Raw genomic sequence first — 12722 nt, 5'->3', positions numbered from 1 at the left:
ATGGGAGGTCATGAGATCCCCGCCGACATATTGGGCTGTAAGACTTTTCTGGTTTCGGTTTTGTGGTTCTGTGTTCTGCTCTGACACCTATTCTGGGCGGCTTCGGGCCGCGCTGGTATCCCACTACTAGCCGAATGCGGGAGGAAATAGCGTTCCCCCGATGGTGGGACAGGCGGTGTCCACCGATCGGGGGACTAATACCTGTGCTGTGCCAGGCGCGGCCCAAAACGCGTTAGAGGGCAAACCTTTATCCCACTGAGGCGTGAATGTGACACTTGTTGAGCAGGGTTGTCACGATGACGGCACCCGCGATGGCCCTCCGATTCCTGGTGCTGGCCGCAGGCGTATTCGGGGTGTCGGCCACAGTGGCGGCGCCGATCCACGCCGACATGATGGGAAACGCTTTCCTGAATGCGTTGAACAACGCGGGTGTTCCGTACAGCCAACCGGCGACCGCGGTAGCGATGGGCAAATCCATCTGCCCGAAAGCGCTGGCCAGAGGGGAAACGTTCGAATCGATCGTCGCGGAATTGGCTGAGGTCAGCGGGCTGTCGAACGAGCGGGCCGCGGCATTCACCATCGTCGCGATAGCGACATACTGCCCGGCGTTGATAGCGCCGATGTTGCCGCACCGACTGCAGGCCTGATCGCCGAGCGGGCCGTTGATTGTGAGCCTGCAGCCGCTGCCCGTAACCTCTAGCGCGTGGGCGAGGACAGGCGCGGTGGTAGCAACGAGCGGCGACCGCGGTCGGCATCCGGCGGGGCGCCGCGACGTTCCGGCCCCGGCCGGGCGCGATCGGCCCAAACCCGATCCCCGGCCAACGACACCGCACCTGCCGGTCCGCCGATTCCCCCGGATATCGACGCCCGGCAGTTGGCGCCCGATGTCCGACGTGAGTTGAGCACCCTGGACAAGGCCACCGCCGATACGGTCGCGCGCCACCTCGTCGCAGCGGGTGGCCTGCTCGACGAAGACCCCGAGGCCGCCCTGAGCCACGCGCGGGCCGCCCGGGCCCGGGCCAGCCGGATCGCCGCGATCCGAGAGGCGGTCGGAATCGCCGCCTATTACAGCGGTGATTGGGCCCAGGCCCTCGCCGAATTCCGTGCCGCGCGCCGAATGGGCAGTAAGTCCCAGTTGTTGGCGCTGATTGCCGATTGCGAACGCGGCCTTGGCCGTCCGGAGCGAGCCATCGACCTGGCTCGCGGACCCGAGGCGGCTCAGCTCAGCGGCGATGATGCTGACGAACTGCGCATCGTGGCCGCGGGAGCCCGCGCCGACCTGGGACAGCTCGATCAGGCCCTGGCCCTGTTGTCCACCCCGCAACTCGAGCCGGGCCGCTCCGGTGCCACGGCCGCGCGGCTGTATTACGCCTACGCCGACACACTCCTCGCGCTAGGACGCACTAGCGACGCATTGGAATGGTTCCTGCGTTCCGCAGCCGCGGACAGCGAAGGCGTCACCGACGCCGAAGACCGGGTCAGCGAACTTGGCTGACACCAAAAGCCTTGCGCAGCAATATGACTGCCTGCTTCTTGACCTTGACGGGACCGTCTTCCGTGGACATGAGCCGACCGAGGGTGCCGCCGAGTCGTTAGACGAAATCCAAAGCCGCAAGCTGTACGTCACCAACAACGCCTCCCGCAGCGCGGACGAAGTCGCCGCACACCTGCGCGAACTGGGCTTCACCGCGGCCAGCGACGACGTCGTCACCAGCGCGCAGAGTGCGGCCAACCTGCTGGCCGCCCAGTTGGAACCCGGATCGAAGGTGCTGGTCGTCGGCACCGATGCGCTGGCCAGTGAGATCAGCGCCGTGGGCCTGCGCCCGGTCCGACTCTTTGAAGACGGACCCGACGCCGTCGTTCAAGGTCTGTCGATGACCGTCGGTTGGCCGGAACTCGCCGAAGCCACGTTGGCCATCCGGGCGGGTGCGCTCTGGGTGGCGGCCAATGTGGATCCGACGCTGCCCAACGAACGAGGGTTGTTGCCGGGCAACGGTTCCCTGGTGGCCGCCGTGCGCGCGGCTACCGACGCGCAGCCACAGGTGGCCGGCAAGCCGGGACCGCAATTGATGAAGGATGCGGTTGGCCGCGGCGACTTTCGTGCGCCCCTGGTGATCGGTGACCGGTTGGACACCGACATCGAGGGTGCCAATGGCGCCGGATTGCCCAGCCTGATGGTGCTGACCGGAGTGAATTCCGCGCGGGACGCGGTCTTCGCGGAGCCGGCTCGTCGGCCCACCTACATCGGCTTCGATCTGCGCTCGCTGCACCTCGACGCCGAGCGGCTCGCGGTAGCGCCACGGCCGGGCTGGCGGATCGACGTGGACGGCGATGTCATCACCGTTAGCGCTCAGGAAGATTCCGACCAGGATTCCGACGAGGATTCGTTGTCGATCGTTCGCGCGGTGGCCAGCGCGGTATGGGATGCATCAGATCCCGAAGGGCAACCGCCGCGCATCGAGGCGGGCGACGACCGGGCTCGCGATGCCTTGGACCACTGGTCCCTGATGCAGACCGATTAGCCGGTGACTAGCGTAGGGAGCGCCATGACTATCGACCCTGACCAGATTCGCGAGGAAATCGAAGCCCTGGTGGCCCAGTTGCCGCAATCGGCTGACGCCCCGGACGGGCCCTCGGTCGCCGAGCTCGAAGACATCGCCCGCCGCCTTTCCGAGGCACACGACGTGCTGCTGCAGGCGCTGGAGTCGGCGGAGAAGGGCTGAGTGCGCGCATGCCACGGCGTGCCCGCGTCGACGCCGAGCTGGTCCGCCGGGGTCTGGCCCGATCTCGGCAGCAGGCGGCCGAGCTGATCGGCGCCGGCAAAGTGCGCATCGACGGCCTGCCGGCGGTCAAGCCGGCCACGGCTGTCGCGGTCACGGCGGCGCTCACTGTTGCCGGTGAAGAACGTGTCTGGGTGTCGCGTGGGGCGCACAAACTCCTCGGCGCGCTGGATGCCTTCCAGATTCCGGTCGAGGGCCGGCGCTGCCTGGATGCGGGTGCCTCGACCGGAGGGTTCACCGAGGTGCTGTTGGACGGCGGTGCCGCCGAGGTGGTCGCCGCCGACGTCGGATACGGCCAGCTCGCGTGGTCGCTGCGCAGCGATCCGCGGGTGGTGGTGGTGGAGCGGACCAACGCCCGCGACCTGACGGCAGAAGCGATCGGCGGCCCCGTCGACCTGGTGGTAGCCGACCTGTCATTCATCTCGTTGGCGACGGTGTTGCCCGCGCTGGTTGGCTGCGCTTCTCCGGACGCCGATATCGTTCCCATGGTGAAGCCGCAGTTTGAAGTAGGCAAGGGCCAGGTCGGTCCCGGCGGGGTGGTTCATGACCCCGAGTTACGCCGGGATGCGGTGCTTGCGGTGTCGCGGCGCGCGACCCAGCTGGGCTGGCACACCGTGGACGTGACGGCCAGCCCGTTGCCGGGCCCGTCGGGCAATGTCGAATATTTCTTGTGGCTGCGCGCGCGGACCGACCGGGCGCTGGTTGGTGACAAGCTAAACGACACGGTGCAGCGCGCGATGAGTGAGGGCCCGCAATGACCGCTGAACGTACCGTCCTGCTCGTCGCCCATACCGGACGCGACGAGGCGGCCGAAACCGCTCGCTGCGTCGAGAAAGTGTTGCGCGACAAGGGGATTAGCCTTCGTGCGCTGACCGCCGAGGCGGTCGACCGCGGCTCGCTGCAGATGGCTCCGAACGACGAGCGGGCGTTGGGCGACGGCATCGAGGTTGTCGATGCGGATCCGATGGCCGCCGAGGGCTGCGAACTGGTGCTGGTCCTGGGCGGTGACGGGACCTTCCTGCGTGCGGCCGAATTGGCCTTCAACGCCGGCATTCCGGTGCTGGGTGTCAACCTGGGTCGCATCGGTTTCCTGGCTGAAGCCGAGGCCGAGGCCATCGACTCGGTACTCGAGCATGTGATCGCGCGGGACTATCGGGTAGAGGACCGCCTGACCCTCGATGTCGTTGTGCGGCAAGGTGGTCAGATCATCGATCAGGGATGGGCGCTCAACGAAGCGAGCCTGGAGAAGGGTCCACGGCTGGGAGTGCTGGGAACCGTCATCGAGATCGATGGTCGTCCGGTGTCGACGTTCGGTTGCGACGGGGTGCTCATCTCCACTCCCACCGGGTCCACCGCGTACGCATTCTCTGCGGGCGGGCCGGTGTTGTGGCCCGACCTCGAGGCAATCCTGGTGGTGCCCAACAACGCTCATGCCCTGTTCGGCCGGCCCATGGTGACCAGCCCAGACGCCGTCATCGCAATCGAGATCGAGGCCAGCGGCCACGACGCGCTGGTGTTCTGCGATGGTCGCCGGGAAATGCTGGTGCCGGCGGGTAGTCGACTCGAGGTGACCCGCTGCGCGACGCCGGTCAAATGGGCGCGGTTGGACAGCGCGCCGTTCACGGACCGCTTGGTGACCAAGTTCCGGTTGCCGGTTGCAGGTTGGCGCGGGCAGTAATCGGGTGCACGCTGAATGCTGACGGAAATACGAATCGAGTCGCTGGGAGCCATCAGCGTTGCGACCGCCGAGTTCGACCGCGGACTGACCGTGTTGACCGGCGAGACCGGTACCGGCAAGACCATGGTGGTGACGGGCCTGCACCTGCTGGGTGGTTCGCGCGCCGACGCGAACCGGGTGCGGTCCGGATCTGACCGCGCCGTCGTCGAAGGTCGTTTCACCACAACCGATGTCGACGACGCAGTGACCGCGTTACTTGACACGATTCTCGACGCGTCGGGCGCCGAACGCGACGAGGACGGCAGCGTGATCGCGTTGCGCACGGTAAACCGCGAAGGGCCCTCCCGTGCTTATCTGGGCGGCCGCAGCGTGCCGGCGAAGTCGCTCAGCGGATTCACCACCCAACTGCTCGCTCTGCACGGGCAGAACGACCAGTTGCGGTTGATGCGTTCGGACGAGCAGCGCGCCGCGCTGGACCGCTTCGCGTCGGCCGGTCCTGCCTTGGAGCGCTACCGCAAGCTACGGGACGCGTGGCTGGCCGCACGGCGTGACCTGATCGACCGCCGCGACCGGACGCGTGAACTCGCGCAGGAGGCGGATCGACTGAAGTTCGCGCTGAACGAGATCGACACCGTCGACCCGCAGCCCGGGGAGGACGACGAACTGGTGGCCGACATCGTCCGGCTCTCCGAATTGGATTCCCTGCGGGAGGCGGCGGAGACGGCGCGTGAGGTGTTGTCCAGTTCGTCCGAGGAGGCGTTCGGCGCGGTCGAAGCCTTGGGGCGAGCGCGGGCTGCGCTGGAATCGACCGGTGATGCCAGGTTGCGGACGCTCGCAGACCAGGTCAGCGGGGCGTTGGCCGTGGTCACCGACGCATCGGGCGAATTGGGCAATTACCTGGACGAGCTGCCCGCCGACGCGAGCACGCTGGACACCAAGCTGGCCCGCCAGGCCCAACTGCGGACGCTGACCCGCAAGTACGCCGCCGACATCGACGGCGTGTTGCAGTGGGCCCAGGATTCTCGCGACCGGATGGCCCAACTTGATGTGTCCGAAGAGGGTTTGGCCGCGCTCGAGCAGCGCGCCAATGAACTCGGACGCCAATTAGCCCAGGTCGCAATCGATCTCAGCAAGATTCGGCGGAAGGCCGCTAAGAAGTTAGCCAAGGAGGTGACCGCCGAACTTGCCGGCCTGGCGATGGCCGACGCTGACTTCACCATCGGCGTCAGCATCGACGTCGCCGCACCGCACGATGCCGCCGCATTGAACCTGCCCGACGACGAGTTCGCCCGCGCGGGTGCCGACGGCATCGACCTGGTGGAGTTCGGCTTCGCGGCGCACCGCGGAATGACCGTGCTGCCGCTGGCCAAGAGCGCCTCAGGTGGCGAGTTGTCCCGGGTGATGCTCGCGCTCGAAGTAGTGCTTGCCGCGTCTGCGACCGGAACCACCATGGTGTTCGACGAGGTCGACGCCGGCGTCGGCGGCTGGGCGGCGGTGCAGATCGGCCGCCGGCTGGCCAGGCTGGCCCGCACCCACCAGGTCATCGTCGTCACTCACTTGCCGCAGGTCGCGGCCTACGCGGATGTGCACCTGGTGGTGCACAGTAAGGGGCCCAAGGGAGCCAGCGGGGTACGCAGCCTGACCAGCGACGACCGGGTGGCCGAGTTGGCACGAATGCTCGCCGGGCTGGGGGAGTCCGACAGCGGCCGCGCACACGCACGCGAGCTGTTGGAGACCGCGCAGAGCGAAAAGACCTAGCCGTCCTGGCGCCGCGCCAATTGCCGGCTGAATTGTGCAATCACTGCTCAACCCAGCAGTGCCCCGGGCCTTCGGGCTTGTATCTGATTAGCCGCCGAAACGTCCTTTTTTCCAACTCTTTTCGTCGCCTTCCACATCAGCCCATGTCCCGGGCGCGTAGGTGTGCGGCAGTTTGGCGCCGCCGCGGACGACGTCGAGCGTGCCGTCCCGGCGCTTAACGTATGTGTCGTGGAAACGCATGTATTTGTCAGTTTGGCCGTTGCGGAGAGTCACTATAACTGTCATGTGTTGAAACCTTTTGTTGCACAGGCGAAATAAAGGGAACGAGGTGAATGATGGCCACCTCGTGCAAATGAACAGAGATCAGCGCACCGCCAAGTCGGTGGCGGCCTGGTTCGACGGCTTCGGGTGAGTCTTGATGCTGTCATTCACCAGGTCAACACGTTTGATGTAGGGCGAACGCAACTCTGTGGGCGATCCCATTAAATTTCCTTTTTGGTCGAGCATGTTGGCTCGTTACCGAGCTGCTCGATATCCGCGACGGTACGCGCTTTCCGCGCGCCGCGGTTGGTGTGGCCTTGTGAGGTTTCGTGCTGTGCCGAGCGTGCGGAGAGTTACGTTGACCCGCTGGCGGTTTCACGCCACCCCCCGGGGCTGTAGATCTGCGCATCCTCGCGCGCCCTCGCCGACGCCTTCCGCCACGAGCGCGCCTGTCTGCGTAACGACACGCCGTCCCGGCCGTACCGGAGCGGTCTCTCGAGCCGGCCGCGCCCGCCGGTCAGCGGTCGACAGGCCGCCCAGACGTCGTCGCAAACCCCCGAGACCAACCTTCAACACAAATGTGACAGATGTGACGCTATGCAACTAAAGGGACAGATGTTACGGCGCGCCTCCCCGCCCATTGCTTGCATCGCGGACAGAATCCCCCACATGAAGATGTCAGCGCTTCTAACTCGCAACACCGTCCGGCCAGGTCTGATTGGCACTGCCCGCGTGGACCGGAATATCGATCGACTGCTGCGTCGGGTATGTCCCGGCGACATCGTGGTCCTCGATATCCTGGACTTGGACCGCATCACCGCCGACGCTCTGGTCGAAGCTGACATCGCCGCCGTCGTCAACGCCTCTCCGTCGGTCTCCGGCCGCTACCCGAACCTCGGCCCGGAGGTTCTGGTCAACAACGGGGTCACGCTGATTGACGAGACCGGCCCCGACATCTTCAAGAAGGTCAAGGACGGATCCAAGATCCGTCTCTACGAAGGTGGGGTCTACTCCGGCGACCGTCGACTGATCCGCGGCACCGAGCGCACCGATCACGACATCGCGGACCTGATGCGGGAGGCCAAGAGTGGCCTGGCCGCACACCTGGAAGCCTTCGCCGGCAACACAATTGAGTTCATCCGCAGCGAGAGCCCGCTGCTGATCGACGGCATCGGCATCCCGGACATCGACGTCGACATGCGCCGCCGTCACGTGGTGGTGGTCTCCGAGGAGCCCAGCGCCGCCGACGACCTGAAGTCCCTCAAGCCATTCATCAAGGAGTACCAACCGGTGCTCGTCGGTGTCGGCCAAGGTGCCGATGTGTTGCGCAAGGCCGGGTACCGACCGCAACTGATCGTCGGCGACCCCGACCAGATCAGCGCCGAAGTCCTCAAGTGCGGTGCCCAGGTGGTACTGCCCGCGGACGCCGACGGCCACGCTGCGGGCCTGGAGCGGATTCAGGATCTCGGTGTCGGGGCCATGACATTCCCCGCCGCGGGCTCGGCCACCGATCTGGCGCTGTTGCTGGCCGATCACCACGGCGCCGCGCTACTGGTCACCGCCGGCCATACCGCCAACATCGAGACGTTCTTCGACCGGACGCGGTCGCAGAGCAATCCATCAACCTTCCTCACCCGGTTGCGAGTGGGGGAGAAGTTGGTCGACGCCAAAGCTGTTGCCACGCTTTACCGGAACCACATCTCGGGCGGCGCCATCGCGCTCTTGGCGCTGACCATGCTGATCGCCATCATCGTTGTGCTGTGGGTGTCTCGCACCGACGGCGTGGTGCTGCACTGGGCCGTCGAATATTGGAACCGGTTCACGCTGTGGATCCAGCACCTGTTGTCGTAGCCACCCGAGGTTCCCAAAGGAAGTGCCCCCATGATCTCGTTACGTCAACATGCCATTTCGCTGGCAGCGGTCTTTCTCGCCCTGACCATCGGAGTAGTGCTGGGCTCCGGCTTCTTCTCGGATACGGTGCTGTCCAGCCTGCGTAACGAGAAGCGCGACTTGGCCTCCCAAGTCAGCGGGCTCAACGACCAGCGCAATCAGCTCAACGAGAAGCTCAGCGCGGCAAATACTTTCGATGCCCAAGTGCTCGGCAGGATCGTGAAGGACGCCTTGGCCGCCAAGACGGTGGTGTTGTTCCGAACTCCTGATGCCAGCAACGACGATGTCTCCGCGGTATCGAAGATCATCGGACAGGCCGGCGGCTCGGTCACGGGGACTGTGGCACTCACCCACGAGTTCGTCGAAGCCAACTCCGGCGAGAAACTGCGCACGGTGGTCAACTCCTCGATCCTGCCCGCCGGAACGCAGTTGAGCACCAAGTTGGTCGACCAGGGTTCGCAGGCCGGCGACCTGCTGGGCATTGCACTGCTGATCAATTCCAACCCGCAGGTGCCGGTCGTTGACGACACCCAGCGCGACACGGTCCTGGGTGCCCTCAGGGAAACCGGCTTCATCACCTACCAGCCCAACGACCACATCGGGGCGGCCAACGCCGCGATCGTGATCACCGGGGGTGGCTTGCCCGCGGATGCCGGAAATCAGGGGTCGACCGTGGCACGGTTCGCCGCCGCGTTGGCACCGCACGGCTCGGGCACAGTACTGGCGGGTCGGGACGGTTCGGCCAACGGCAGTGCCGCAGTGGCTGTCACCCGCGCCGACGGCGGGATGTCGGGGGCGGTGAGCACGATCGATGACGTCGACGTCGAGCCCGGGCGGATTACGGCAATCCTCGCTCTGCACGACCTGATCGCCGGTTCCAAGCCGGGTCAGTACGGCAGCGGCCACGGGGCGACCTCGGTCACCGTCCCTCAGTAGGGCGTGTTCGTCACGGCATGACGCCGTGAATGTTAGGGTGGTTTTCCGTGCGTCGGCAGGCCCAGCTACAGCACCAGACGTCATGCCCTGCCCGTCTTCACGGAGGTCGCCCAGTTGCGTAAGCATCCGCAAACCGCCACCAGACACCTCTTCGTCAGCGGTGGCGTCGCTTCATCGCTCGGCAAGGGGTTAACGGCAAGCAGCCTCGGACAGCTGCTGACCGCGCGCGGGTTGCAAGTCACCATGCAAAAGCTCGACCCGTATCTCAACGTCGACCCGGGCACCATGAACCCGTTCCAGCACGGCGAGGTCTTCGTCACCGAGGACGGCGCCGAGACCGACCTCGACGTCGGGCACTACGAACGGTTCCTCGATCGTGATCTGTCCGGCTCGGCGAATGTCACTACCGGGCAGGTGTATTCGACGGTCATCGCCAAAGAGCGGCGCGGCGAGTACCTCGGCGACACCGTGCAGGTCATCCCGCACATCACCGACGAGATCAAGCGACGCATCCTGGCGATGGCCGCACCGAATGCCGCGGGGCGGCGCCCGGACGTGGTGATCACCGAAATCGGTGGCACCGTGGGCGACATCGAGTCCCAGCCCTTCCTCGAGGCGGCACGGCAGGTTCGCCATGACGTCGGCCGGGACAACGTCTTCTTCCTGCACGTGTCGCTGGTGCCCTACCTGGCGCCCTCCGGCGAGCTCAAGACCAAGCCAACCCAGCACTCGGTGGCGGCGCTGCGCAGCATTGGTATCTCCCCGGACGCGCTGATCCTGCGCTGCGACCGTACCGTTCCCGAAGCGCTGAAGAACAAGATCGCGCTGATGTGTGACGTCGATATCGACGGCGTCATCTCCACCCCGGATGCGCCCTCGATCTACGACATCCCGAAGGTGCTGCACCGCGAGGAACTGGACGCGTTCGTGGTCCGTCGACTCAACCTGCCGTTCCGCGACGTCGACTGGACCGAGTGGGACGACCTGCTGCGCCGGGTACACGAGCCGCACGAAACGGTGCGGATTGCCTTGGTGGGCAAATATGTTGAGCTCTCCGATGCTTACCTGTCGGTCAGTGAGGCGCTACGCGCCGGTGGTTTCAAACACCGCGCGAAGGTGGAAATCGTCTGGGTGGCATCCGACGACTGCGAGACACCCAGCGGCGCGGCGGCGGCGTTGGGCGACACGCACGGGGTGCTGATTCCCGGTGGCTTCGGCATCCGTGGCATCGAGGGAAAGATCGGTGCCATCCGGCACGCGAGGGCGCGGTCGTTGCCGGTGTTCGGGCTGTGTCTGGGCCTGCAGTGCATCGTCATCGAGGCCGCCCGGTCGGTGGGCCTCAGCGAAGCCAACTCGGCCGAGTTCGAGCCGGATACACCCGACCCAGTGATCTCCACGATGGCCGATCAGGAGCAGATCGTGGCAGGTGAGGCGGATCTGGGCGGCACCATGCGGCTGGGTGCTTATCCGGCCGTCTTGGAGCCGGATTCGATTGTGGCTCAGGCATATCAAGCCACGAAGGTGTCCGAGCGCCATCGGCACCGGTACGAGGTCAACAACTCCTATCGGGAGCGGATCGCGGAAAGCGGCCTGCGATTCTCCGGAACCTCGCCCGACGGACATCTGGTGGAATTCGTCGAGTACCCGCCCGAACAGCACCCCTTCGTCGTCGGCACCCAGGCTCACCCCGAGTTGAAGAGTCGGCCCACTCGTCCGCACCCGCTGTTCGCCGCGTTCATCAGGGCGGCCTTGGACTACCGGGCAGGCGAACGGTTGCCGGTCGAGATTCCCGAGCACGCCAACGGCAACGAGCATCGACAGAACGTCGCGCAACCGCTAGCCACTCCAGTCAACCGTGGTTGAGCACGATTTCGAGACGGTCTCAACCGAAACCCTTTATCAGGGCGCTATTTTCGCCTTGCGTCGGGACCAGGTCCGGATGCCGGGCGGTAGGACCGCCCATCGGGAAGTCGTCGAGCACTACGGCGCGGTCGCCGTCGTCGCTTTGAACGACGACAACGAGATCGCGCTGATCTATCAGTACCGCCACCCGTATGGCCGGCGGATATGGGAATTGCCGGCGGGGTTGCTCGACGCCCCGGGTGAGCCGCCTCATCTCAGCGCTGCACGGGAACTTCAGGAGGAGGTCGGCCTGCACGCCAGCACCTGGCAGGTGCTTCTGGACGTCAACACCGCCCCTGGCTACAGCGACGAATCGGTACGCGTCTTCCTGGCCACTGGACTGCGCGACATCGGACGTCCCGAGGCGCATGACGAAGAAGCCGATATGACGATGCGCTGGTATCCCCTGGACGAGGCGGTCGACCGCGCTCTGAGTGGAGAGATCGTCAATTCGATTGCCATCGCCGGAATTCTGGCCGCGCACGCCGTCAAGAACGGCGCTGTCCAGCCGCGTCCCCTGGACACGCCGTGGATCGACAGGCCGATCGCGTTCGCTGGGCGCAAGGCCGCGGAGTGACGGTGCTGGCGCTCGATTCGCAGATGCAGGGCTATCTCGACCATCTGACGATCGAGCGCGGCGTCGCGGCCAACACCTTGAGCTCTTACCGCCGGGACCTGCGCCGCTACTCCAAGCATCTGGAAGAGCGCGGAATCCATGATCTGGCCAAGGTCGGCGAGAACGACGTCAGCGAGTTCCTGGTGGCACTGCGACGCGGGGATCCGGAAGCCGGTTTGGTTGCGCTGTCGGCGGTATCCGCGGCAAGGACGTTGATCGCGGTCCGGGGGTTGCACCGATTCGCCGCCGCCGAAGGGCTGGCCGAGCTCGATGTGGCGCGGGCGGTGCGGCCGCCGACGCCAGGCCGAAGGCTGCCCAAGAGCCTGACGATCGACCAGGTGCTGGCGCTGCTCGAAGGCGCCGGCGGTGACGACGCATCCGACGGCCCACTGACGCTGCGTAACCGTGCGCTGCTGGAAGTGCTGTACTCCACCGGGTCGCGGATCTCCGAGGCTGTCGGCCTCGACGTCGATGACATCGACACCCACTCCAGGTCGGTGTTGCTGCGCGGCAAAGGCGGTAAGCAGCGACTGGTGCCGATCGGGCGTCCCGCGGTGCAGGCGCTCGATGCCTACCTGGTGCGCGGCCGCCCGGATCTGGCCCGGCGCGGGCGTGGCACTCCGGCCATCTTTCTCAACGCCCGGGGCGGCCGGTTGTCGCGACAGAGCGCCTGGCAGGTGTTGCAGGACTCCGCCGAGCGCGGCGGTATCACCTCAGGTGTGTCCCCGCACATGCTGCGGCACTCATTTGCCACCCATCTGTTGGAGGGCGGCGCCGACGTGCGGGTGGTGCAGGAGCTACTGGGTCACGCCTCGGTGACCACGACGCAGATCTACACCCTCGTCACCGTGCACGCGCTGCGGGAAGTGTGGGCCGGAGCCCACCCCCGGGCCACCTAACA

General features: G+C 66.0%; 14 protein-coding genes. 12 read left to right on the top strand and 2 right to left on the bottom strand.

Annotation, left to right across the window (positions count from 1 at the left end; all coding sequences use genetic code 11):
• The first annotated feature begins 296 nt into the window (after positions 1-296).
• Genes ACZY1I_RS21890 through recN form a run of 7 tightly spaced genes read left to right on the top strand, consistent with a single transcriptional unit; the run spans position 297 to position 6216 of the window.
• Positions 297-647, top strand: coding sequence for a DUF732 domain-containing protein (locus ACZY1I_RS21890; protein WP_463757045.1), 351 nt, complete (start codon positions 297-299; stop codon positions 645-647).
• A gap of 56 nt (positions 648-703) precedes the next feature.
• On the top strand, positions 704-1495 hold the full coding sequence (locus ACZY1I_RS21885; protein ID WP_463757042.1) for a tetratricopeptide repeat protein: 792 nt from the start codon (positions 704-706) through the stop codon (positions 1493-1495).
• Entirely contained in the window at positions 1488-2522 is a 1035-nt protein-coding gene (locus ACZY1I_RS21880) for an HAD-IIA family hydrolase (RefSeq protein ID WP_463757039.1), read from the top strand. Before ACZY1I_RS21885 ends, ACZY1I_RS21880 begins: the two co-directional genes overlap by 8 nt.
• A 24-nt stretch (positions 2523-2546) precedes the next feature.
• On the top strand, positions 2547-2723 hold the full coding sequence (locus tag ACZY1I_RS21875; RefSeq protein WP_463757037.1) for a hypothetical protein: 177 nt from the start codon (positions 2547-2549) through the stop codon (positions 2721-2723).
• 8 nt (positions 2724-2731) lie between these two features.
• Positions 2732-3538, top strand: a complete 807-nt coding sequence (locus tag ACZY1I_RS21870; RefSeq protein WP_463757034.1) for a TlyA family RNA methyltransferase — start codon at positions 2732-2734, stop codon at positions 3536-3538.
• Positions 3535-4458: an NAD kinase gene (locus tag ACZY1I_RS21865; protein ID WP_463757031.1), complete on the top strand. Its 924-nt coding sequence runs from the start codon at positions 3535-3537 to the stop codon at positions 4456-4458. Before ACZY1I_RS21870 ends, ACZY1I_RS21865 begins: the two co-directional genes overlap by 4 nt.
• A gap of 15 nt (positions 4459-4473) precedes the next feature.
• Positions 4474-6216 carry a DNA repair protein RecN gene (recN, locus tag ACZY1I_RS21860; RefSeq protein ID WP_463757028.1) on the top strand — a complete coding sequence of 581 codons (1743 nt, stop codon included), beginning with the start codon at positions 4474-4476 and terminating at the stop codon, positions 6214-6216.
• Between the two features lie 87 nt (positions 6217-6303).
• Here the strand turns inward: recN and ACZY1I_RS21855 are convergent, their stop codons facing one another.
• On the bottom strand, positions 6304-6501 hold the full coding sequence (locus ACZY1I_RS21855; protein ID WP_463757026.1) for a hypothetical protein: 198 nt from the start codon (positions 6499-6501) through the stop codon (positions 6304-6306).
• Positions 6502-6579: 78 nt separating this feature from the next.
• Positions 6580-6699 carry a DUF6307 family protein gene (locus ACZY1I_RS21850; RefSeq protein WP_463757023.1) on the bottom strand — a complete coding sequence of 40 codons (120 nt, stop codon included), beginning with the start codon at positions 6697-6699 and terminating at the stop codon, positions 6580-6582.
• Between the two features lie 447 nt (positions 6700-7146).
• Here ACZY1I_RS21850 and steA point away from each other — a divergent pair, with 447 nt between their 5' ends.
• The 5 genes from steA (at position 7147) to xerD (ending at position 12720) form a co-directional block, all read left to right on the top strand.
• The gene (gene steA / locus ACZY1I_RS21845; protein WP_463757021.1) at positions 7147-8328 is read left to right on the top strand and encodes a putative cytokinetic ring protein SteA; all 1182 of its coding nucleotides are present in this window, start codon (positions 7147-7149) and stop codon (positions 8326-8328) included.
• A gap of 30 nt (positions 8329-8358) precedes the next feature.
• The gene (locus ACZY1I_RS21840; RefSeq protein ID WP_463757018.1) at positions 8359-9303 is read left to right on the top strand and encodes a copper transporter; all 945 of its coding nucleotides are present in this window, start codon (positions 8359-8361) and stop codon (positions 9301-9303) included.
• Positions 9304-9417: 114 nt separating this feature from the next.
• Positions 9418-11166: a CTP synthase gene (locus ACZY1I_RS21835; protein WP_463757016.1), complete on the top strand. Its 1749-nt coding sequence runs from the start codon at positions 9418-9420 to the stop codon at positions 11164-11166.
• Complete coding sequence (locus ACZY1I_RS21830; protein ID WP_463757014.1) at positions 11159-11782, top strand: NUDIX domain-containing protein; 624 nt, start codon at positions 11159-11161, stop codon at positions 11780-11782. The genes ACZY1I_RS21835 and ACZY1I_RS21830 overlap by 8 nt, the downstream gene beginning before the upstream one ends.
• Positions 11783-11805: 23 nt before the next feature.
• Positions 11806-12720, top strand: a complete 915-nt coding sequence (gene xerD, locus ACZY1I_RS21825) for a site-specific tyrosine recombinase XerD (protein WP_463757170.1) — start codon at positions 11806-11808, stop codon at positions 12718-12720.
• Positions 12721-12722 lie beyond the last annotated feature (2 nt).

It is taken from the genome of Mycobacterium sp. IDUB_37 (genome assembly GCF_055419245.1).
The sequence above is the reverse complement of the archived record's forward strand: the minus strand, read 5'-3'. Positions and strand labels throughout refer to the sequence as shown.

Bases quoted from the DNA above. Each gene is read 5' to 3' on its own strand.
- ACZY1I_RS21890 (WP_463757045.1), top strand. From the start codon at position 297: ATGACGGCACCCGCGATGGCCCTCCGATTCCTGGTGCTGGCCGCAGGC.
- ACZY1I_RS21855 (WP_463757026.1), bottom strand. From the start codon at position 6,501: ATGACAGTTATAGTGACTCTCCGCAACGGCCAAACTGACAAATACATG.
- recN (WP_463757028.1), top strand. From the start codon at position 4,474: ATGCTGACGGAAATACGAATCGAGTCGCTGGGAGCCATCAGCGTTGCG.
- ACZY1I_RS21840 (WP_463757018.1), top strand. From the start codon at position 8,359: ATGATCTCGTTACGTCAACATGCCATTTCGCTGGCAGCGGTCTTTCTC.
- ACZY1I_RS21850 (WP_463757023.1), bottom strand. From the start codon at position 6,699: ATGGGATCGCCCACAGAGTTGCGTTCGCCCTACATCAAACGTGTTGAC.
- steA (WP_463757021.1), top strand. From the start codon at position 7,147: ATGAAGATGTCAGCGCTTCTAACTCGCAACACCGTCCGGCCAGGTCTG.
- ACZY1I_RS21870 (WP_463757034.1), top strand. From the start codon at position 2,732: ATGCCACGGCGTGCCCGCGTCGACGCCGAGCTGGTCCGCCGGGGTCTG.
- ACZY1I_RS21865 (WP_463757031.1), top strand. From the start codon at position 3,535: ATGACCGCTGAACGTACCGTCCTGCTCGTCGCCCATACCGGACGCGAC.
- ACZY1I_RS21875 (WP_463757037.1), top strand. From the start codon at position 2,547: ATGACTATCGACCCTGACCAGATTCGCGAGGAAATCGAAGCCCTGGTG.
- xerD (WP_463757170.1), top strand. From the start codon at position 11,806: ATGCAGGGCTATCTCGACCATCTGACGATCGAGCGCGGCGTCGCGGCC.